Annotated in this window: 18 protein-coding genes, 4 tRNA genes and 2 rRNA genes; 23 read left to right on the top strand and 1 reads right to left on the bottom strand. The window is 46.3% G+C overall.

Translation table 11 applies throughout. From position 1 onward, the window contains the following. The first annotated feature begins 3 nt into the window (after nucleotides 1-3). From MKY19_RS26285 to MKY19_RS26210, 16 genes are all read left to right on the top strand, one after another. Nucleotides 4-633: an MBL fold metallo-hydrolase gene (locus tag MKY19_RS26285; RefSeq protein WP_094872421.1), complete on the top strand. Its 630-nt coding sequence runs from the start codon at nucleotides 4-6 to the stop codon at nucleotides 631-633. A 185-nt stretch (nucleotides 634-818) separates the two neighbouring features. After that, nucleotides 819-1,142 (top strand): hypothetical protein, encoded by a 324-nt coding sequence (locus tag MKY19_RS26280; protein WP_339267206.1) that lies wholly within the window; start codon nucleotides 819-821, stop codon nucleotides 1,140-1,142. A gap of 75 nt (nucleotides 1,143-1,217) precedes the next feature. Next, nucleotides 1,218-1,763: an RNA polymerase sigma factor SigY gene (sigY, locus tag MKY19_RS26275; protein WP_339267204.1), complete on the top strand. Its 546-nt coding sequence runs from the start codon at nucleotides 1,218-1,220 to the stop codon at nucleotides 1,761-1,763. Further along, entirely contained in the window at nucleotides 1,750-2,085 is a 336-nt protein-coding gene (locus MKY19_RS26270; RefSeq protein WP_339267202.1) for a YxlC family protein, read from the top strand. Before sigY ends, MKY19_RS26270 begins: the two co-directional genes overlap by 14 nt. Further along, nucleotides 2,082-2,297: a hypothetical protein gene (locus MKY19_RS26265; protein WP_339267200.1), complete on the top strand. Its 216-nt coding sequence runs from the start codon at nucleotides 2,082-2,084 to the stop codon at nucleotides 2,295-2,297. The genes MKY19_RS26270 and MKY19_RS26265 overlap by 4 nt, the downstream gene beginning before the upstream one ends. Nucleotides 2,298-2,349: 52 nt before the next feature. Then, on the top strand, nucleotides 2,350-2,541 hold the full coding sequence (locus MKY19_RS26260) for a PLDc N-terminal domain-containing protein (protein ID WP_036680175.1): 192 nt from the start codon (nucleotides 2,350-2,352) through the stop codon (nucleotides 2,539-2,541). Beyond that, the gene (locus tag MKY19_RS26255) at nucleotides 2,541-3,455 is read left to right on the top strand and encodes an ABC transporter ATP-binding protein (protein WP_339798604.1); all 915 of its coding nucleotides are present in this window, start codon (nucleotides 2,541-2,543) and stop codon (nucleotides 3,453-3,455) included. The genes MKY19_RS26260 and MKY19_RS26255 overlap by 1 nt, the downstream gene beginning before the upstream one ends. Beyond that, nucleotides 3,452-4,222: an ABC transporter permease subunit gene (locus MKY19_RS26250; RefSeq protein WP_339267196.1), complete on the top strand. Its 771-nt coding sequence runs from the start codon at nucleotides 3,452-3,454 to the stop codon at nucleotides 4,220-4,222. Before MKY19_RS26255 ends, MKY19_RS26250 begins: the two co-directional genes overlap by 4 nt. A 243-nt stretch (nucleotides 4,223-4,465) precedes the next feature. Then, nucleotides 4,466-4,849, top strand: a complete 384-nt coding sequence (locus MKY19_RS26245) for a hypothetical protein (RefSeq protein WP_042131017.1) — start codon at nucleotides 4,466-4,468, stop codon at nucleotides 4,847-4,849. Between the two features lie 122 nt (nucleotides 4,850-4,971). Continuing rightward, complete coding sequence (gene gatC, locus MKY19_RS26240) at nucleotides 4,972-5,259, top strand: Asp-tRNA(Asn)/Glu-tRNA(Gln) amidotransferase subunit GatC (RefSeq protein ID WP_042131015.1); 288 nt, start codon at nucleotides 4,972-4,974, stop codon at nucleotides 5,257-5,259. Nucleotides 5,260-5,286: 27 nt separating this feature from the next. Beyond that, the gene (gene gatA, locus MKY19_RS26235) at nucleotides 5,287-6,744 is read left to right on the top strand and encodes an Asp-tRNA(Asn)/Glu-tRNA(Gln) amidotransferase subunit GatA (protein ID WP_042191806.1); all 1,458 of its coding nucleotides are present in this window, start codon (nucleotides 5,287-5,289) and stop codon (nucleotides 6,742-6,744) included. Nucleotides 6,745-6,767: 23 nt separating this feature from the next. Next, nucleotides 6,768-8,201, top strand: coding sequence for an Asp-tRNA(Asn)/Glu-tRNA(Gln) amidotransferase subunit GatB (gatB, locus tag MKY19_RS26230; protein ID WP_179086742.1), 1,434 nt, complete (start codon nucleotides 6,768-6,770; stop codon nucleotides 8,199-8,201). A 122-nt stretch (nucleotides 8,202-8,323) separates the two neighbouring features. Continuing rightward, the gene (locus MKY19_RS26225) at nucleotides 8,324-8,794 is read left to right on the top strand and encodes a GNAT family N-acetyltransferase (protein ID WP_339243492.1); all 471 of its coding nucleotides are present in this window, start codon (nucleotides 8,324-8,326) and stop codon (nucleotides 8,792-8,794) included. Nucleotides 8,795-8,840: 46 nt separating this feature from the next. Beyond that, nucleotides 8,841-10,751, top strand: coding sequence for a DUF4097 family beta strand repeat-containing protein (locus MKY19_RS26220; RefSeq protein ID WP_339798601.1), 1,911 nt, complete (start codon nucleotides 8,841-8,843; stop codon nucleotides 10,749-10,751). 126 nt (nucleotides 10,752-10,877) lie between these two features. Further along, nucleotides 10,878-11,309 carry a Fur family transcriptional regulator gene (locus tag MKY19_RS26215; RefSeq protein ID WP_042191799.1) on the top strand — a complete coding sequence of 144 codons (432 nt, stop codon included), beginning with the start codon at nucleotides 10,878-10,880 and terminating at the stop codon, nucleotides 11,307-11,309. Nucleotides 11,310-11,551: 242 nt separating this feature from the next. Then, nucleotides 11,552-13,273, top strand: coding sequence for a glycosyl hydrolase family 18 protein (locus MKY19_RS26210; protein WP_339798599.1), 1,722 nt, complete (start codon nucleotides 11,552-11,554; stop codon nucleotides 13,271-13,273). Between the two features lie 115 nt (nucleotides 13,274-13,388). Here MKY19_RS26210 and MKY19_RS26205 read toward each other — a convergent pair whose 3' ends face one another. After that, complete coding sequence (locus tag MKY19_RS26205; RefSeq protein ID WP_076285462.1) at nucleotides 13,389-13,754, bottom strand: DUF2614 family zinc ribbon-containing protein; 366 nt, start codon at nucleotides 13,752-13,754, stop codon at nucleotides 13,389-13,391. 127 nt (nucleotides 13,755-13,881) lie between these two features. On the opposite strand from MKY19_RS26205, the gene MKY19_RS26200 reads away from it, so the two are divergent. The 7 genes from MKY19_RS26200 (at nucleotide 13,882) to MKY19_RS26170 (ending at nucleotide 20,373) form a co-directional block, all read left to right on the top strand. Continuing rightward, a complete protein-coding gene (locus MKY19_RS26200) occupies nucleotides 13,882-14,760 on the top strand; it encodes a nucleotidyltransferase-like protein (RefSeq protein ID WP_042191792.1) in 879 nt (292 codons plus the stop codon). A 428-nt stretch (nucleotides 14,761-15,188) separates the two neighbouring features. Next, nucleotides 15,189-16,746 (top strand): 16S ribosomal RNA (locus tag MKY19_RS26195). A 243-nt stretch (nucleotides 16,747-16,989) separates the two neighbouring features. Then, a 23S ribosomal RNA gene (locus tag MKY19_RS26190) occupies nucleotides 16,990-19,918 on the top strand. Together the 16S and 23S rRNA genes with 4 tRNA genes alongside form the textbook arrangement of a ribosomal RNA operon. Nucleotides 19,919-19,978: 60 nt before the next feature. After that, nucleotides 19,979-20,054 (top strand) — tRNA-Asn (locus tag MKY19_RS26185). 3 nt (nucleotides 20,055-20,057) lie between these two features. Continuing rightward, nucleotides 20,058-20,150, top strand: a tRNA-Ser gene (locus MKY19_RS26180). Nucleotides 20,151-20,167: 17 nt separating this feature from the next. Continuing rightward, nucleotides 20,168-20,242 (top strand) — tRNA-Glu (locus tag MKY19_RS26175). 55 nt (nucleotides 20,243-20,297) lie between these two features. Then, nucleotides 20,298-20,373, top strand: a tRNA-Val gene (locus tag MKY19_RS26170). Nucleotides 20,374-20,390: the final 17 nt, after the last annotated feature.

The following is a 20,390-nucleotide window of genomic DNA, read 5'->3' as shown; positions in this document are numbered from 1 at the left end:
CCGATGCTAAATATACGTTCATTTAATCTGGGTCCGCTTCAAACGAATGCCTACTTACTGACAGGTGCGGATCCTGCGAAGGGCATCATCATAGATCCTGGTATGAATCCTGCTGCATTAGTGCGGAGTATCGAAGGAATGGAAATCGAAGCTATTTTGTTAACACATGCACATTTTGATCATATGGGCGGTGTAGACGAAATTCGTAAAGCTAAGAAATGTCCTGTTTATTTACATCCACTTGAAAGTGAATGGCTAAGCAGCCCCAAGCTGAACGGTTCACTAATGTGGTCGGAGGTGTCACCTCCTTTAGCTACAGATCCTGCGGAATATGATCTGGCAGAAGGGCAAGTTCTGCAGTTCATTGGACACACCTTCCGTGTGTACCATACACCTGGTCACTCTCCAGGCAGTGTAAGTTTCCTTTGTGGAAATGATCTATTCTCCGGAGATGTACTCTTTAAAATGGGAGTTGGGCGCACAGATTTGCCTGGTGGTAGGGAACGGGATCTGTTCGATTCTATTCGTGGCAAGCTATACAAAATGGATGATGAAGTAAAGGTTTATCCAGGACATGGTCCACGGACAACCATTGGATTTGAAAAGATTCGCAACCCTTATGTTCCTCAATAGACGTTGGTTCTAGTAGAACCGACAAAAACCGAGGAAGTTTTAATAGACAAAAGACTACAAAAGGACTAGAATGAGGTTAATTAAATGTAACATTAACCTCGCGAAGCACGCAGACTGCGGAATTAATCCCGGTTTGCGTTCTTTTTTTGTCTTCATATAGGCTTAAAAGCATGGAGGGAAGTAGAATGGAGAAGAATATATACTACCCGCTGGACTACGGTTGGTATGACTCCAAGGAGAAATGGAACCATTTTTGCAGCAGTAATTGCCGATTTTTTTCGGAATGTTCAGGAAAGGGTGGCTTTTGTTCATCCATAGAACGTAGAGACATACAATTTGATAATAAGGAACTTCGTAATGGCTTGCTTCAGGAGACCTGTGGGGTTTACGGGGGAGTACCAGTGGTTTCAGGAGGCGAGCTCAGAAGAACGCCTCTTTTTTGGCATTTTCCGGCAAGGAAAGGGATAATTCAGCCCTGGCGGCGTAAGTTGTGGGATCTCAAAAAATAATTATGGAGTGGAATGAACGATTCATAATACATATTCGTACTACAAATAGAAAAGAAATCTTGAATGGAGGGGCAGATGAGCGATCAGTCGCTGGAGAGAATCAGACGGGCACAGCAGGGAGATACTTCAGCACTGTCTTCACTGCTGCGGGAACACTATACTTTTTTATTCAAATATTTAATCAAGGTGACCATGGACCCGTTGCTGGCAGAGGATCTTGTACAGGACACCATGGTCAGATGTATGGAGAAGATCAACACCTATAACGGAACTTCTTCCTTTTCCTCTTGGTTAATCACAATTGCTACCAGAATATTTATTGATCGAAAGCGGCGCTGGAAGCGTGAAGCGGAATGGAAACAGCGGGAGCAACAGGAACAGGGGATCCGTTCGATTCGTTGGCGATTTGAGAGCAGGGGGGAAGAGTGGGGTGAAGTGCTGGATTCCCTCTCCAAATTACCTTCTGCGCAAAGAGTGGCTGTGCTACTGAAGCATTACTATGGCTATAGTTATGACGAAATTGGCGAAATCCTGCGAGTTCCTTCAGGTACAGTCAAGTCGCGTGTATCCCTTGGACTTAACCAACTACGAAAGGAGCTGAATGAGGATGGAGAAGGATAAAGATAAGGAGCCTGAGTTGTATTTGCATAAGCTTTCAGATGAGCTTGACCGGTTAGATGCACAATATAATGACATCACACCACCTTCATTACAGGAACTGGAGAGGTTAATGGTTGATGCCTCTGTGCATAGAAAGAGCATGGAACGTAAAGAGCTGCTGTTATTCTGGGGCATATCGTTGATCCTGATCAGCGTATTTCTATCCATTCTCGGTTCTGCACCGATGATCTATTGGATTATTCAAGCGCTTATTCCTATTGCGGGACTCAGTGCTCTAGGAATAGCGAGGATCAGGAGGAACAGAGAAGGTGCGCAAGAATGAATGAGCTGCAGGATGTGCCTCTATGGTTATGGTTTTGCATAGCGATAGCATTATTGCTGCAAGGGACATTGCTGTTCCGGGACGCAAGACGACGCGGAAGAAAAGCTTGGTTCTGGGGACTGTGGGCTATTACTACAGTTCCGTCACCCGCATTAGTCTACTTACTTGTTGTCATTCTTCCTGACCGACGTAGAAGGAAGAAGCAGTTGTAAAGCTTTAGTAAGAAGCTCGTTCCTTTCATCCTATTACAAGGAGTGGTACTTCATGGAAGAGGTAAAATGGGGTTTAATCATGCCGTTAATCATTCTGCAGGCTTTGCTTGCTATTATTGGACTGATATCTCTGGCTAAAGCGGATAACGTTCGTGGTCCAAAATGGATGTGGATTATTATCATTATTTGCGGAAATATATTAGGCAGCGTAGCTTATTTCACAATAGGAAGGAAAGATGTCTGATGTCACTCCTTCAAGTTACGAATTTGCGCAAAAGCTATGGGGCGCATGTTTCCGTAAATGATATAAGCTTTGAAATTGAGAAAGGACGGTGCGTCGCTTTACTTGGGCCTAACGGTGCTGGGAAAACGACCACACTTCGTATGCTGGCAGGGCTGTTAGAACCCACCTCCGGAATGATTTCATTTGAGGGGAGCCGTCCGGGAGCAGGATATCGCAGGGGATTAGGATATGTGCCACAGTCTCCAGCTTTTTATGGGTGGATGACTGGACATGAATATGTTATTTTCGCTGCAAAGCTTAGTGGAATGGGAACTAAAGACGCTACCAGCAGGGCATTGGAATCGCTTGAGCGAGTAGGGCTTAAAGGTGATGCTCGTCGCCGGATTGGTGGATACTCTGGCGGGATGAAGCAGCGGCTGGGTCTGGCTCAGGCGCTTGTGCATCGGCCTCGTCTACTATTGCTTGATGAGCCTGTATCTGCACTTGATCCAATTGGTCGCAGAGAAGTAATGGGACTGATGCGGGAAATACGTGAAGAGACAACTGTAGTTTTTTCTACACATGTGCTGCATGATGCAGAAGAAATTTGTGATGATATTATTTTAATGAATCAGGGCTTGATTGCTGAGAAGGGGTCTTTATCACAGCTTCGTTCACAATACAGCCTTCCTGTTATTCGTGTACGTACGGAGAAGCAAGAAAAAGCTATTCAGTGGCTGGAGTCTCTTGCTGCCAAACCGTTTGTACTAGAGACTCAGTTGTTCGGAGATCAGGCCATTTTTAATGTGAACGATGTAGACATGGCTCGTTGGACGATTCTGCAAGAAGCGGCGCAGCTAGAAATTCCATTGCTGCAATTTGAAGCGGGTTCTTCCACGTTAGAGGATTTATTTATGAAGGTGGTGGGAGTATGAGAAGCGCCTGGGTCCTTTATCGCAAAGAAATGCTCGAAATGACTCGCAGTTATAAGTTAATCTGGATACCTGTCGTTTTTATCATATTAGGCATTATGCAGCCGTTAACTACTTATTATTTGCCGGAAATATTAAAAGCTTCAGGTGATGTTCCCCCAGGACTGCTAGAGGGGTATGAAATACCGAGTGCCGCAGCTGTGATGGCACAATCTCTGGGACAGTACGGAACGATCGGAATGTTAGTATTGGCGCTTGGCGCGATGAATGTTTTAGCTGGTGAGCGCTATAGCGGAACTATGGAATTAATTCTGGTAAGGCCGGTTTCTCCGGCCGCAATAGTGTTCGCTAAATGGGCAGCGCAGCTGACCCTGTTGATCGTTGCTCTTGGATTGGGTGCAGCGGGCGCGGCTTACTACACGGAGCAGTTGATTGGTTCACTATCTTGGGGCGATGTTATCGCAGCTTCTGGAGTATATAGTTTATGGTTATTATGTGCTGTCTCGGCTACGTTGTTGTTTAGTGCCTTTTTAAAACCTCCAGTAGCCGCATTTTTAGCACTGGCGTTAATGGCTGGCTCGTCATTAGGCTTAAGCTTATTGCCTAGATGGTTTGACTGGACACCCGCAGGACTTTCCGGGCTGTCAGCAGGAATTCTTACAGCTGGAGAGGGCTTTAGAGCAGGTCCATATCTTTCTGCCGGTGTATTGATCATAATTTGCCTTGTTGGGGCTTCGCTTTTGACAAGGAAGAATAACTTTCCCGACTGATTATTATCCTGTGCTGTATCGAATATAGTATATTTAAAAATATAAGAAAGTATAAGTTTCACACTATACATTTTCCTTCTATTTCTCGCATAAACGCATATCGTCCTTAGGGGACGCCGAAGGCGTATTGCTTGGTAGAATTCTCAGGATCGTCCGGCCTGCCGCTAGACAGTTCTATCTTTTTTTAGTAGACTGTTGAAATAAGCAAAATCATGATAGATTTTGGGGTCAGGAGGTAGGGCGATGCTGCGTTTAGGAGAAAAGATTGTCATTGTTGCGGACGCTTTTGAGCAGAGTCTTCCTATCGGGGAATACGGCTACCTAATTGCTTACGACCGCAATCCCGATAATGCGTTTGACTATGTTATACGTGTACCGGAAGCCAACAGGAACTTTTATGTTCCGGCTGAAGACATTGAGGCGGAAGAACATTTATTAGTAGCTGAGGCTGAAAGAGCAACGCATGAAGCGTTAATTGATTATGCTTTGTCCACGTACAATGAGAAGCTGTTCCATCATTTGATGAACGGTGAAGATATGGATACAGAAGAGACGGAAACAACGTCAACCGAAAGCATGTCCCAAGCAGATTTCATCAAACAAGTGAATCTTAGAGCTTGGATTTAAGGAAGGCCGGCGAAAGCCGGCTTTTTTGTTATAACCCCATCATTGAATTGTCCAAGCTTCTACAATATAATTAAAAACGTTATCCGGGCGCTTTAGCCCTTTAAACAGGAGGGATTTATCTTATGAGCATTACCGTTAAAGATGTGCAGCATGTGGCCAAGCTGGCTCGTCTGCAATTGAGCCCGGAAGAAGAGGCAACCTTTACAGAACAAATGAATGCTATTTTACAATATGCTGAGAAGTTGAATGAGCTAGATACGGAGAATGTGAAGCCGACCACGCATGTACTGCAGGTCAGTAATGTGATGCGTGATGATGTTGTGAAGGAAAGCCTAACGCAAGAGGAAGCACTTCTTAACGCGCCGGATGATGAAGACGGACATTTCAAGGTTCCAGCTGTTTTGGAATAACTACATAATTAGAAAGGGGGAAGAATCTTGAGCCTGTTTCAAAATCGATTGCCTGAAGTACATCGCATGTTAACTGCTAAAGAAGTATCGGTCAGTGAACTGACTGAAGAATCGCTGGCGATTATCGCTGAGCGGGATAAGAAAGTAAATGCATTTTTGACCTTGAACGAGGAGGGCGCTCGTAGCACCGCACGCGCTTTGGACGACAAACTGGCATCTGGAGCAGCACGTGGATTGCTGTTTGGTCTTCCTGCCGGAATTAAGGATAATATTGTAACTAAGGGACTACGCACGACCTGTGCCAGCCAATTTTTGAAAGATTTCCAGCCGATTTATAACGCTACTGTGGCTTCTAAACTGCAGCAGGCAGATGCCGTAACGATCGGTAAATTGAATATGGATGAATTCGCAATGGGTGGATCTAATGAGAATTCAAGCTTTGGTCCTGTACGCAATCCTTGGGATTTAGAGCGTGTGCCCGGCGGTTCCAGTGGCGGATCTGCTGCAGCAGTAGCTGCAGGCGAAGTGTTCTTCTCACTAGGTTCGGATACTGGGGGTTCCATCCGCCAGCCTGCTTCCTATTGTGGTGTTGTAGGTCTCAAACCTACTTATGGTCTTGTATCACGTTATGGACTGGTAGCCTTTGCTTCCTCACTCGATCAGATTGGACCATTAACACGTAATGTAGAGGATTCTGCATATGTGCTTCAAGCGATTGCTGGTTATGATGCCCAGGACTCTACTTCAGCTAAAGTAGAAATTCCTGATTATTTGAGTTCTCTGACTGGTGATGTTTCCGGACTTCGCATTGCTGTACCTAAGGAATACTTGGGAGCAGGTGTCGATGCTTCTGTGCGTGAGACAGTCTTGTCCGCACTTAAGGTGCTGGAAGGAATGGGTGCTGTCTGGGAGGAAGTTTCGTTACCACATACGGAATACGCAGTAGCAGCTTATTATTTGCTGTCCTCTTCGGAAGCTTCATCTAACCTCGCGCGTTTTGACGGTGTGCGTTATGGTGCACGTGTAGATGAAGGCGGAGGATTGCTTGATCTATATCTTAATTCCCGCAGTCGCGGCTTTGGCCCTGAAGTCAAACGTCGTATTATGCTAGGGACTTATGCGCTTAGCTCCGGGTATTACGATGCTTATTATTTAAAAGCACAAAAAGTGCGTACTTTGATTAAACAGGACTTTGATGACATCTTTAAAAAATATGATGTGGTCATCGGGCCTACAGCGCCTACGACAGCATTCAAATTAGGTTCACAGACGGAGGATCCGCTGACCATGTATCTGAACGATATTCTCACGATTCCTGTGAGCTTGGCGGGTATTCCTGCTGTTAGTGTTCCTTGTGGCTTTGCGGAAGGTATGCCAGTAGGTTTGCAAATTATCGGTAAAGAATTTGACGAGAGTACGATTCTGCGTGTTGCTCACGCTTTTGAACAAAATACTGATCATCACAAGCAGCGTCCACAGCTGTAGTAAAGGAGGGAATGGGATTACTTATGTCTAAATACGAAACGGTCATCGGCTTAGAAGTTCACGTAGAGCTTCATACCAACTCCAAAATCTTTTGCGGATGCTCCACTGAATTTGGAGCCCCGCCTAACACGCATACCTGTCCTGTCTGCCTGGGTCACCCCGGCGTATTGCCAGTTCTTAACAAACAAGCGGTAGATTACGCTATGAAAGCAGCGATGGCGCTAAATTGTACCATTGGTGATGTTAGTAAATTCGACCGCAAGAACTATTTTTACCCGGATTCACCGAAAGCTTATCAGATTTCGCAGTTCGATCAACCTATTGGTTTGAACGGCTGGATCGACATTGAAGTGAATGGAGAAACGAAACGGATTGGTATTACTCGTCTTCATTTGGAAGAGGATGCGGGTAAGCTTACGCACGTAGATGGCGGTTTTGCGTCGCTCGTCGATTTCAACCGGGTGGGAACACCGCTTATCGAAATCGTATCTGAGCCAGACTTGCGCTCGCCAGAGGAAGCTCGTGCTTATCTGGAGAAAATCCGTGCCATTATGCAATACTGCGACGTATCCGATGTCAAGATGGAAGAGGGATCGATGCGCTGTGACGCGAACATCAGTCTACGTCCAGAAGGACAAGAGGAATTCGGTATTAGAGCAGAGCTTAAGAACATGAACTCCTTCCGCGGTGTGCTGCGTGGACTGGAGTATGAACAATATCGTCAGGCTGAGATCCTGGATGATGGTGGAGTAGTTGTACAAGAGACTCGCCGCTGGGATGAAGCCCAAGGTAAAACTTTATCTATGCGTGGAAAAGAAGAAGCGCACGATTATCGTTATTTCCCAGATCCAGATCTGATCGTGCTGCATATTGACGATGCCTGGAAAGAATCCATTCGTTCGACGATCCCGGAACTACCGGATGCAAGGCAAGCTCGCTACAGTGAAGAACTGGGTCTTACAGCTTATGATGCTGGCGTGATCACTTCCTCTAAACCGCTAGCGGACTTTTTCGAAGGATGCCTTACTTATACGCAGGATGCCAAGGCTGTAGCTAACTGGATCATGGGTGATCTGCTTGCTTATTTGAACAGTAATAACCTGGAATTGTCTCAGGTCAAAATTACGCCGCAAGGGCTCGGGGAAATGATCGGCCTCATTGCAGGTGGAACCATCAGCAGCAAGATCGCTAAAACGGTATTTAAAGAAATGCTAGAGAGCGGTAAATTGCCTGCTGCAATCGTTGAGGAAAAAGGTCTGGTACAAATCAGCGATGAAGGTGCCATTAAAGGAATTGTGGAAGCTGTCGTAGCTGCCAATCCACAATCAGTGGAAGATTATAAAGCAGGTAAACAGAAAGCCATCGGTTTCCTCGTAGGACAAGTTATGAAAGAAAGTAAAGGTAAGGCAAATCCAGGTCTTGCGAATAAACTTCTGATCGAGGTATTGAGCAATTAAAACGATTATCGTCTTTAGTAGTCGATAACGTTGTTTATACTTGGGGTAATATACTTATGTAATAAGCTAAGGGCTTGTCGGCAACGGCAGGCCCTTAGCGGCATATAAGGGGACTAGTAGGGATGAATACAATTATTAAGCTAAACCTCCAGGATGATAGTACCGTTAATGAACTATGGAGCCTCCAGCATAAGGCCTACCGGCTAGAAGCGGAGTTAATAGGGTTTCGTGAGATCCCACCGCTTATGGAGACGAGAGAGATGCTCAGCCGCTCTAAAGAGGATTTTTACGGCTGCTTTGATGAAGATGAAGAACTGATGGGTGCTATTGCTATAGAAGAAGAATCCCCGGGCAAACTCACGATTACGCGGATGATGGTGGGACCGGACTTTTTTCGCAGAGGTATTGCAAGTTGTCTCTTGGAATATGTATTTGAACATTTTTCAGGGATGGAGCAATACATCGTATCTACGGGGAAGCTAAACCTGCCTGCCGTTTCTTTGTACAGCAAGCATGGTTTTGTACCTATGGGATCGCAGGAAGTTGCTCCCGGTGTGGAATTGATTGATTTTTATCGGAGTGGTTCACTTTGAAGAAGCATATACACAGACCCATGTTTACGAAAGGAGGAGCCGAGATATGACAAATGATTCTGCAATACTCTCAGCGCAGGAAGAGCAGCGGGGTTCAGCCGATCTTGAGACTACGGAGAGTGAGATTCAGAAGAAGATAATCCCTCCACGTCCAAAACGGCGCCGCCGCAAACGCAAATTTATCGCTGGACTATTGGCAGCTCTCATCCCAGGAACTGGGCACTTATACTTTGGGCTTCTCCGCAAAGGAATTACCTTTATCTTCATGATACTATTGGATATCTCAGCTTTAATTTATTTCTCATCCATTGGAATGCAGATTAATGTTCCGTTGCTTATTTTACTTGCACTGATTATTCCGGCGATATATTTCTATAATGTGTATGATGTACTGCAATCAGCGGACAAGATTCTCCGTTACCCTGAAGATCAAGAGCTTGATGATCCTGTGGCAAAAATAACTACACCTCCTAAGCGTCGTAGTATCGTCAGTGAACCTGGCGTATCCTTTGGATTTCTACTTCTTTTAGGGGGAGCGCTTCTCATTCTGTTTCGCCAAAAGCCAGCATGGCTGCAATTTTTTATTGAGCATTACTCCGAAGTGGCCGTGTCTGCAGTTTTATTATGTGGTGGTATATATGTAGGAGCGAGGGAAATCGTCAGAGGAATCGTTTCGCGCAAGAAAAATGAGTCTCAAAACCGGCGTGTAGGAAGATGTACGGCATCGGTCTTGCTTATTGCTATTTCCATCCCGTTGTTTCTGGATTGGAGAGATGGGTCGGATTATATGCTTTTACTTTTGAAGTGGTGGCCGGTCATCCCAGTGTTATGGGGGATTGAGTTCCTGTTCATGTATTTCTTCTCTGGTCGTTCAGGCTCTGTACAAAAGGGAACAAGAATCAGATTGGATTTACGCGGCCTTTTATCTGCTATATTGCTCGCTGCGAGTGTGTTTATCGTTGCCGAACAAGAACATTACTTATATCTGTGGAAAAATGTGAGTCTCAACCTTACAGCAGCTGCAGTCGACTATGGCGAGGCGAAGGGAAGTAAATTTCAGAAGGCTCCGCTTATTGTTCCAGTGAAGCTAAATACAGCCAAAATATCCGTTGATGGTATTAATGGAGATATTTTATTGCACCGGGCTCCCGTAGATAATATTCAAATTACTACTACAGTTTGGGTAGATCAATTGGAAGGTCCGATGGCTGAGGCCATTTCGGAACAGTCCTTTGTGGATGTTGTTGAAGGACCAACTATAAAAATCACTTCAAACAGCAAGGCGTACGGAGAATCAGGTAAGCGTCAGCCGCGAATGGATTTGGACATTTCTTTGCCGGAAGACCGCCGTTTTAACCTAGATGTTCGCACTATGAATGGTGGGATCACCCTGCAGAACATAGAGGCGATCGAAGATATTTCGCTGGAAACGGGAAATGGAGAACTTATTCTTCATCGTATCTTTGGTAATGTGAAAGGGAAAACACTGAATGGAGCTGTGCGTGCGAGATCCGTCCAGGGCAGCGTTGATTTATCAACGAGCGGTGGCAATATGAATGCTTGGAATGTCACAGGAGCCTTGAAATTATCAACGGCAGTTGGCAATATCGGTGCAACCGGGAATGAAGCCGAGATCGATATTTCTAGCAAAAATGGTAATTTAGAGATTGATGGAGCCAGATCGAAGCTGCATGCAGAATCCTTGAATGGCATCATTGATGTTCGTTCACATGAAATTGGAGGAGACTGGGACATTTATAGTGCAGTTGGCGATATTCAATTGTATTTGCCGCAGTTAGGGAACTATAAGTTGAATGGCTCAAGTGGATATGGCGATATTATTTCAGATTTACCTACCTTAACCATTGATAAGAAGAAGATATCTGGTGAAGTGGGCACAGGTGAGTTCAAGATTCAGGTTGAGGGAAACAGCAACTTAAATGTGAGAGGTTATTGAAAAAAGTAATTTTTCTTATATAATAATGAATATAATGTATCGACTTCGTTGACAAGATTGAAAACCCAGTCTTACAATTATAAGAAATATTTCTTTTATTTTTAAATTTAAAAGGCGGTGACAGTCATGGGGAGTGGCGTACAACATGCATTGGAACAATTAAAAACAACAGGTGTCCGTATAACGCCCCAGCGTCATGCGATTCTTACGTATTTGATGGAAGCAATGAATCATCCTACAGCTGACGATATATATCGGGCATTAGAGCCTAAATTTCCGAGCATGAGCGTGGCAACCGTATATAATAATCTCAAGATGTTTATGGAAGCTGGCATGGTTCGTGAGTTGACCTATGGGGATAGCTCCAGCCGTTTTGATGCCAATGTGTCTGATCATTATCATGTTATATGTCAGAAATGCGGTAAGATTGAGGATTTCAGTTATCCTTCGCTTAGGGATGTAGAGCTGCATGCTGAGCAAGCTACAGGCTTTAAGATTACAGGATTGCGTATGGAGCTGCATGGATTTTGCAAAAGTTGTAGAGAGAAGCAGCATTAAGACTAGAATAGAACGGTATCAAGGCGATCTACCAAGTTATCACTAAACGTGCGAAATCCGAAAGCGGAGGACTCACGTTTTTATTTTTTTACAAATATAAGAACGACAACGTCATTTCTTCTTGAATATAACAATTTGTAGGATAAATGACTATTTTCTACTGGTTATACGAAACCAAGTGGATGTTATAATCGTAATGTTAGACTCTACTAAAAATCATATTATTATCTGGAGGATATATTTTGGACAGAAGACTGGGACAGAGGCGCGTCAAAAAGCGCGGAGGTTTTTTTAGGCGGTTATTTGGACTTTTAATCATTGTAGCAGCAGCATATTGGGTAGTGTTTTATGTATTGCCAAATCGTCAGCACATAGATGTAGATTGGAAAGCTCAAGCGCACCCCATCTTTGTAAAAGGAGAGCATACAGGTTATTCTGCCTCGGGGACTGGAGATAGCATGCTATTACCATTACCATTGTTGCAAGAGTATGTGGATCCTTCCATTCGTTATGAAGAGAAGACGAAATCGGTCATCCTATCAACGGATAGTGAGCTCCTTTACATGCAGGAGGATAAAACCGATGCTAGTCTGAACAATCGTCCGCTGCAGCTGCGGTTAGCGCCTGAAGTAAAGGAGAAAGTGACCTACCTTCCTGCGGATGTATTAGAAGATCTATATGGGTTTGAAATACAGGAGGATACGAATACCGGAGCAATACTACTAATGACGGCAGGAGAATCTGTCTCGCTAGGAAAAGTTAAAGGTGAAAAAGGCGACAAGTCAGTAGCTCTACGAAATGAGGCATCCATCCACGCACCTATAGTTGCGGATATGTCTCCTGGGGCAGTCGTGAATATTTGGAATGAAGAAAATAAGGACTGGCTGTTTGTACAATTAAGCAGCGGGTATGCAGGTTATGCCAAGGCAAGTGACATTGTTCGGGATGGTCAAAAGACAGTGGAACCGAAAAAATCCACGCCAACACGCGCTGAACGTAACTGGAAAGGGAAGTCAGTGAATTTGTATTGGGAGGCTGTTTACCAACGCAAACCTAACCCAGAAACCTTCGGTGAGCTACCAGGCGTTAACGTGGCTAGCCCAACCTGGTTTAGTATTATAGATGGTGATGGCAATGTGCGCAGTCAGGCCGACAGTGCGTATGTGCAGTGGGCGCATGGGCGCGGGTTAGAGGTATGGGGGTTGCTTAGCAATAGCTTCGATCCAGACATGACTACTGAGGCATTGTCCAGCTATGAGAAACGGATGAATGCAATCGTACAGATCTTAGAATATTCGGATTTATACAATTTGGATGGAATTAATATCGATTTTGAGAATGTGTATACGAAAGACGGAGAGAATGTCACTCAATTTATGAGAGAGCTAAAACCGATGGCTCAGGCTAAGAATCTAATCGTCTCCATAGACGTGACACCTAAATCCAATAGCGAGATGTGGTCAGCATTCCTTGATCGTAAGGCTCTTGGGACATTAGTCGATTATCTAATCGTGATGGCTTATGATGAACATTGGGCAGCTAGCCCTATCGCGGGCTCTGTTGCCTCCTTACCTTGGGTAGAGAATTCAATAAGCCGGATCATAAAGGAAGACAATGTGCCGCCTGAGAAGGTGATTTTGGGGATCCCATTGTACACCCGCATCTGGACAGAGGCTCAAGTAGATGGCAAGACAAAGGTAAGCTCCAAATCCGTTAGTATGAATGCCGTTGAAAAAATTATCAAAGAGAAGAAGCTAACTCCTACATTTGATAAGGCTGCTGGGCAGAATTACGTAGAGTACAAGGAAGATGGCGCTCTTAAGAAAATATGGATAGAAGATAAGGTTAGCTTAAAATCAAGAGTTGAGCTTGCTAAGTCCATGGGGCTTGGAGGCATCGGATCATGGAATCGCAGTTTTAGCAATCCATCAGCATGGGAAGCATTACAAGAGATTCATAAGTAATCATAATTTCATTTATAACAAACAAAGAGGCTCCCATATCGGGGGCCTCTTTGTTGTATTAACAGATATTTGAGTGCATTTTAACTAGTTAGTAATGAGCCTCTGTAAGGTGTGTTTAGTGGTTTAGTTGCTGATGCTCAAGCTGATCTGCAGTAATAGTAGCCTCAGCCCGATCCATAGTAAGAATGGTGTGGCAGAACATACAGCGGTCTGTTTTACCGAGCATCTTGGTCAGCTTGTGACACTCAGGGCACTCTAGCTGAACTGCACTCGTTGAGAGCATGCCAGCCCAGAAATAGATCGCAAGACTTGCCATCATGGAAATTAAACCGATTACAAGTCCGATTCCAGCGAATACTTTCCCAGTCGATCCCCAGAATACGATGCCTGCTGTACCCAAAACCATAAGTCCCATTCCGAGCATTGTGAGCAGTAATCCCCATGTGCGAAAAGCGTTGATCTTAGCCGTTTTAAACTTCATGAGTGTTTGCTCCTAACTAAATATAGTTGGGTTGTCCAGAAGGAACTGTCTTTCATATGTAGAATAATTATTATAACTGAATTATAACTGACTGGACGCAAATTCGCCAAATTTAATGGAGGGAAGCATGGAATTATCCAATGTAACTTTGTTGAGTGGAGAAACGTTTGAAGAAAATGTTTTAGGAGCTGTCGCTTTGCGGCAGAAAGGGAGTACTCCTTTTCAAAGCGCGCTACTTCACGATTTTGATATGGTTGTGTTAGTTTTACATGAGGAACAGGATTTAGAACATATTGTTCGCCACACCATTGCCGGTGACACACGGACCCAGTCAGTCCATATTGGCCTTTCCGCTTTGGAGCGGGCTGTCATGGCGGGAGATAATAACGAGCTCCTTACTAGTTTGATGATTGGGGAAGTGATCTGGGATCCCAAAGGAATACTAGGGGATATGCGCCGGGAGATTTTACAATTTGAAGGGCCTCTTAAGGAACGAGTTGAGTTCATGGAGTTTGCACGATTCTTGCATTTGTATGTGAAATCTAAACGGTATATAGAAGCTGGCTACATTATGGATGCATATAACTGTGTATTGATGGCTCTATATCATTGGGCAAGAATAGAAGTGAGTGAATCTGGTTCATTTCCAGAGCCGGCTGTTTGGGAGCAGGTTAAAAGTATGAACACTTCGGTCCATAAACTATATGAGGAACTAACCATCAGCACGGAGACCTTAGAGCAAAGAGTAGAGCTTGTTCTTCTAGCATGTGAATTTGGGATCATGTCCAAAATGACGGATTGTTGTGCATTGCTTTTCAATATTCTGAATAGCCGTAAGGAAGCATGGAGTATAAAAGAATTACTACAGCATTCTGGCCTGTGTCAATTAGAGGCTGAGTTGCCCCTAGTTTTACGAAAACTTGTTTCTCGTTCGCTAATCCGTGAGATTACTTTATGGGCTGACGGTCATGGGGGAGAGGGTCATGCGATCCGATATACCTTATAGATAAGAAATTAGATGCAGGATTTGCCGGTAATCTATAGATAAAATAAGTAGGGATAGGGAGAGGCTGAGCACTCTCTTTTTTGTTTGCTCGCTATTATGATGCGCTCATATTTATTCTAATAAATTTATGGTTGACTCTTTCCTAGTTCATGTGTTAAATTATAACTCGTCCCTCTGACACAGAGATGTGCTTTCGAAAACATTCGAAAGACAACCGAAAAAAGAAATTAAAAAAAAGGTTGACTAAAACGAGGACGCTGTGATATATTATAAAGGTCGCTGCTGAACAACACAACGACGAAATAAACAGCTTGATCTTTGAAAACTGAACAACGAGTGAGTAGGGAATCACGAAAGTGAAATCCAAAATTAGAGAATTAATTTTCTCGTCAGATGTTTCAAAATGAGCATATCGCTCTTTTCAATACTAATTGGAGAGTTTGATCCTGGCTCAGGACGAACGCTGGCGGCGTGCCTAATACATGCAAGTCGAGCGGAGTTACTTTGAAAGCTTGCTTTCAAAGTAACTTAGCGGCGGACGGGTGAGTAACACGTAGGCAACCTGCCCCTTAGACTGGGATAACTACCGGAAACGGTAGCTAATACCGGATAATTTCTTTTTTCTCCTGAAGAAAGAATGAAAGACGGAGCAATCTGTCACTGAGGGATGGGCCTGCGGCGCATTAGCTAGTTGGTGGGGTAACGGCCCACCAAGGCGACGATGCGTAGCCGACCTGAGAGGGTGAACGGCCACACTGGGACTGAGACACGGCCCAGACTCCTACGGGAGGCAGCAGTAGGGAATCTTCCGCAATGGACGAAAGTCTGACGGAGCAACGCCGCGTGAGTGATGAAGGTTTTCGGATCGTAAAGCTCTGTTGCCAGGGAAGAACGTCCGGTAGAGTAACTGCTATCGGAGTGACGGTACCTGAGAAGAAAGCCCCGGCTAACTACGTGCCAGCAGCCGCGGTAATACGTAGGGGGCAAGCGTTGTCCGGAATTATTGGGCGTAAAGCGCGCGCAGGCGGTCATTTAAGTCTGGTGTTTAAACCTTGGGCTCAACCTGAGGTCGCACTGGAAACTGGGTGACTTGAGTACAGAAGAGGAAAGTGGAATTCCACGTGTAGCGGTGAAATGCGTAGATATGTGGAGGAACACCAGTGGCGAAGGCGACTTTCTGGGCTGTAACTGACGCTGAGGCGCGAAAGCGTGGGGAGCAAACAGGATTAGATACCCTGGTAGTCCACGCCGTAAACGATGAGTGCTAGGTGTTAGGGGTTTCGATACCCTTGGTGCCGAAGTTAACACAGTAAGCACTCCGCCTGGGGAGTACGGTCGCAAGACTGAAACTCAAAGGAATTGACGGGGACCCGCACAAGCAGTGGAGTATGTGGTTTAATTCGAAGCAACGCGAAGAACCTTACCAGGTCTTGACATCCCTCTGAATCCACTAGAGATAGTGGCGGCCTTCGGGACAGAGGAGACAGGTGGTGCATGGTTGTCGTCAGCTCGTGTCGTGAGATGTTGGGTTAAGTCCCGCAACGAGCGCAACCCTTAACTTTAGTTGCCAGCAGGTTAAGCTGGGCACTCTAGAGTGACTGCCGGTGACAAACCGGAGGAAGGTGGGGATGACGTCAAATCATCATGCCCCTTATGACCTGGGCTACACACGTACTACAATGGCCGGTACAACGGGAAGCGAAACCGCGAGGTGAAGCCAATCCCATCAAAGCCGGTCTCAGTTCGGATTGCAGGCTGCAACTCGCCTGCATGAAGTCGGAATTGCTAGTAATCGCGGATCAGCATGCCGCGGTGAATACGTTCCCGGGTCTTGTACACACCGCCCGTCACACCACGAGAGTTTACAACACCCGAAGTCGGTGGGGTAACCCGCAAGGGAGCCAGCCGCCGAAGGTGGGGTAGATGATTGGGGTGAAGTCGTAACAAGGTAGCCGTATCGGAAGGTGCGGCTGGATCACCTCCTTTCTATGGAGAATCGTCTTCTGCAATGAAGACATTCAAATCGGAAGTTAAACTTCCACAACTCACTCGTTGCTCAGTTTTGAGAGTTTAAGCTCTCAAGTAAGACTTGATCCTTGAAAACTGGATACCGAAACGAATTTGCGTTTTAGAACATCTTTTAGCAACTTGTGCAAACAAGTAAATGTTATTAGTGAGATGATTCCAAAGAGAATGTCATTATGTGATATTTTCCTGCGGAAAAATCAAGGTTAAGCTAATAAGAGCACACGGAGGATGCCTAGGCGCCAGGAGCCGACGAAGGACGTGGCGAACAACGAAACTGCCTCGGGGAGCTGTAAGCAAGCTTTGATCCGGGGGTGTCCGAATGGGGAAACCCAGCTGTGGTAATTCGCAGTTACTCATCTCTGAACACATAGGAGATGTAGAGGCAGACCAGGGGAACTGAAACATCTAAGTACCCTGAGGAAGAGAAAACAATAGTGATTCCGTCAGTAGCGGCGAGCGAACGCGGAACAGCCTAAACCTAAGAGCTTGCTCTTAGGGGTTGTGGGACGTCTCACATGGAGTTACAAAGGAATATGGTAGGCGAAGAGGTCTGGAAAGGCCCGCGATAGAGGTAAAAGCCCTGTAGCCTAAACTGTGTTCTCTCCGAGACGGATCCCGAGTAGTGCGGGGCACGTGAAACCCCGTATGAATCCAGCAGGACCATCTGCTAAGGCTAAATACTACCTGGCGACCGATAGTGAAACAGTACCGTGAGGGAAAGGTGAAAAGCACCCCGGAAGGGGAGTGAAATAGAACCTGAAACCGTGTGCTTACAAAAAGTCAGAGCCCGATCTATGGGTGATGGCGTGCCTTTTGTAGAATGAACCGGCGAGTTACGTTTAACATGCAAGGTTAAGTCGAGAAGACGGAGCCGCAGCGAAAGCGAGTCTGAATAGGGCGACTTAGTATGTGGACGTAGACCCGAAACCGTGTGATCTACCCCTGTCCAGGGTGAAGGTGCGGTAACACGCACTGGAGGCCCGAACCCACGCATGTTGAAAAATGCGGGGATGAGGTGGGGGTAGCGGAGAAATTCCAATCGAACTCGGAGATAGCTGGTTCTCCCCGAAATAGCTTTAGGGCTAGCCTCGGTATAAGAGTAGTGGAGGTAGAGCACTGATTGGGTGCGGGGTCCGCAAGGATTACCAAGCTCAGTCAAACTCCGAATGCCATATACTTATTGCCGGGAGTCAGACAGTGAGTGCTAAGATCCATTGTCAAAAGGGAAACAGCCCAGACCATCAGCTAAGGTCCCCAAGTGTGTGTTAAGTGGGAAAGGATGTGGAGTTGCACAGACAACCAGGATGTTGGCTTAGAAGCAGCCACCATTGAAAGAGTGCGTAATAGCTCACTGGTCGAGTGACTCTGCGCCGAAAATGTAACGGGGCTAAACACACCACCGAAGCTATGGCTAGATACGTATGTATCTGGGGTAGGGGAGCGTTGTATGTGGGTTGAAGGTGTACCGTAAGGAGCGCTGGACAGCATACAAGTGAGAATGCCGGTATGAGTAACGAAAAGATCAGTGAGAATCTGATCCGCCGAAAGCCCAAGGTTTCCTGAGGAAGGCTCGTCCGCTCAGGGTAAGTCGGGACCTAAGGCGAGGCCGAAAGGCGTAGTCGAAGGACAACAGTTTGAAATTACTGTACCACCGTAATCCGCTATGAGCGATGGGGTGACGCAGGAGGGTAGTGACGCGGACTGATGGATATGTCCGTCTAAGCAGTGAGGCTGATGTGTAGGCAAATCCGCACATCATTAAGGCTGGGCTGTGATGGGGAGCGAAAATTACAGTAGCGAAGGTCATGATCTCACACTGCCAAGAAAAGCCTCTAGCCAGGAGAAGGTGCCCGTACCGCAAACCGACACAGGTAGGCGAGAAGAGAATTCTAAGGCGCGCGGAAGAACTCTCGTTAAGGAACTCGGCAAAATGACCCCGTAACTTCGGGAGAAGGGGTGCCCCGGTAGTGTGAATAGCACGAGGGGGCCGCAGTGAAAAGGCCCAAGCGACTGTTTAGCAAAAACACAGGTCTGTGCGAAGCCGCAAGGCGAAGTATACGGGCTGACGCCTGCCCGGTGCTGGAAGGTTAAGGGGAGTGGTTAGGGGTAACCCGAAGCTATGAACCGAAGCCCCAGTAAACGGCGGCCGTAACTATAACGGTCCTAAGGTAGCGAAATTCCTTGTCAGGTAAATTCTGACCCGCACGAATGGCGTAACGACTTGGGCGCTGTCTCAACGAGAGATCCGGTGAAATTTTAATACCTGTGAAGATGCAGGTTACCCGCGACAAGACGGAAAGACCCCATGGAGCTTTACTGCAGCTTGATATTGAATTTGGGTACGATCTGTACAGGATAGGTGGGAGCCGTAGAAATCGGAGCGCAAGCTTCGGTGGAGGCGCCGTTGGGATACCACCCTGATCGTATCTAGGTTCTAACCTAGTACCCTAACCGGGTACGGGGACCGTGTCAGGCGGGCAGTTTGACTGGGGCGGTCGCCTCCTAAAGAGTAACGGAGGCGTTCCAAGGTTCCCTCAGAATGGTTGGAAATCATTCGAAGAGTGCAAAGGCATAAGGGAGCTTGACTGCGAGACCTACAAGTCGAGCAGGGACGAAAGTCGGACTTAGTGATCCGGTGGTACCGCATGGAAGGGCCATCGCTCAACGGATAAAAGCTACCCTGGGGATAACAGGCTTATCTCCCCCAAGAGTCCACATCGACGGGGAGGTTTGGCACCTCGATGTCGGCTCATCGCATCCTGGGGCTGAAGTAGGTCCCAAGGGTTGGGCTGTTCGCCCATTAAAGCGGTACGCGAGCTGGGTTCAGAACGTCGTGAGACAGTTCGGTCCCTATCTGTCGTGGGCGCAGGAAATTTGAGAGGAGCTGTCCTTAGTACGAGAGGACCGGGATGGACGTACCGCTGGTGCACCAGTTGTTTCGCCAGAAGCATGGCTGGGTAGCTACGTACGGACGGGATAAGCGCTGAAAGCATCTAAGCGTGAAGCCCCCCTCAAGATGAGATTTCCCAATTAGTAAGACCCCTTGAAGACGACGAGGTAGATAGGTTGGAGGTGGAAGTGCAGTAATGCATGGAGCTGACCAATACTAATCGGTCGAGGGCTTATCCTATACTTAAAATGCAAATTCAATTCGGATTCAGTTTTCAGGCATCAAGCCTGGTATGAATATTCCCTGATAGCTCAGTTGGTAGAGCACTCGACTGTTAATCGAGTTGTCACAGGTTCGAGTCCTGTTCGGGGAGCCATATGGAGAGGTGTCCGAGTTTGGCCGAAGGAGCACGATTGGAAATCGTGTAGGCGCCACAAGCGTCTCGAGGGTTCGAATCCCTCTCTCTCCGCCACAAATTTTACTTAGTATGGCCCGTTGGTCAAGGGGTTAAGACACCTCCCTTTCACGGAGGTAACATGGGTTCGAATCCCATACGGGTCACCAAATTTTCACTTGATTTTACATAGTGGACTTTGGTACAATAACAATTGTTGTTTACGGAGGCTTAGCTCAGCTGGGAGAGCATCTGCCTTACAAGCAGAGGGTCGGGGGTTCGATCCCCTCAGCCTCCACCATATTCATTTAAGAACGA

The sequence above is a fragment of the Paenibacillus sp. FSL R5-0744 genome (assembly GCF_037972555.1).
GTDB lineage: Bacteria > Bacillota > Bacilli > Paenibacillales > Paenibacillaceae > Paenibacillus_AQ.
The sequence above is the reverse complement of the archived record's forward strand: the minus strand, read 5'-3'. Positions and strand labels throughout refer to the sequence as shown.

What these genes read in the sequence shown, in the direction of transcription:
- MKY19_RS26285 (WP_094872421.1), top strand. Translation starts at nt 4, where the DNA reads ATGCTAAATATACGTTCATTTAATCTGGGTCCGCTTCAAACGAATGCC.
- MKY19_RS26280 (WP_339267206.1), top strand. Translation starts at nt 819, where the DNA reads ATGGAGAAGAATATATACTACCCGCTGGACTACGGTTGGTATGACTCC.
- sigY (WP_339267204.1), top strand. Translation starts at nt 1,218, where the DNA reads ATGAGCGATCAGTCGCTGGAGAGAATCAGACGGGCACAGCAGGGAGAT.
- MKY19_RS26270 (WP_339267202.1), top strand. Translation starts at nt 1,750, where the DNA reads ATGGAGAAGGATAAAGATAAGGAGCCTGAGTTGTATTTGCATAAGCTT.
- MKY19_RS26265 (WP_339267200.1), top strand. Translation starts at nt 2,082, where the DNA reads ATGAATGAGCTGCAGGATGTGCCTCTATGGTTATGGTTTTGCATAGCG.
- MKY19_RS26260 (WP_036680175.1), top strand. Translation starts at nt 2,350, where the DNA reads ATGGAAGAGGTAAAATGGGGTTTAATCATGCCGTTAATCATTCTGCAG.
- MKY19_RS26255 (WP_339798604.1), top strand. Translation starts at nt 2,541, where the DNA reads ATGTCACTCCTTCAAGTTACGAATTTGCGCAAAAGCTATGGGGCGCAT.
- MKY19_RS26250 (WP_339267196.1), top strand. Translation starts at nt 3,452, where the DNA reads ATGAGAAGCGCCTGGGTCCTTTATCGCAAAGAAATGCTCGAAATGACT.
- MKY19_RS26245 (WP_042131017.1), top strand. Translation starts at nt 4,466, where the DNA reads ATGCTGCGTTTAGGAGAAAAGATTGTCATTGTTGCGGACGCTTTTGAG.
- gatC (WP_042131015.1), top strand. Translation starts at nt 4,972, where the DNA reads ATGAGCATTACCGTTAAAGATGTGCAGCATGTGGCCAAGCTGGCTCGT.
- gatB (WP_179086742.1), top strand. Translation starts at nt 6,768, where the DNA reads ATGTCTAAATACGAAACGGTCATCGGCTTAGAAGTTCACGTAGAGCTT.
- MKY19_RS26225 (WP_339243492.1), top strand. Translation starts at nt 8,324, where the DNA reads ATGAATACAATTATTAAGCTAAACCTCCAGGATGATAGTACCGTTAAT.
- MKY19_RS26220 (WP_339798601.1), top strand. Translation starts at nt 8,841, where the DNA reads ATGACAAATGATTCTGCAATACTCTCAGCGCAGGAAGAGCAGCGGGGT.
- MKY19_RS26215 (WP_042191799.1), top strand. Translation starts at nt 10,878, where the DNA reads ATGGGGAGTGGCGTACAACATGCATTGGAACAATTAAAAACAACAGGT.
- MKY19_RS26205 (WP_076285462.1), bottom strand. Translation starts at nt 13,754, where the DNA reads ATGAAGTTTAAAACGGCTAAGATCAACGCTTTTCGCACATGGGGATTA.
- MKY19_RS26200 (WP_042191792.1), top strand. Translation starts at nt 13,882, where the DNA reads ATGGAATTATCCAATGTAACTTTGTTGAGTGGAGAAACGTTTGAAGAA.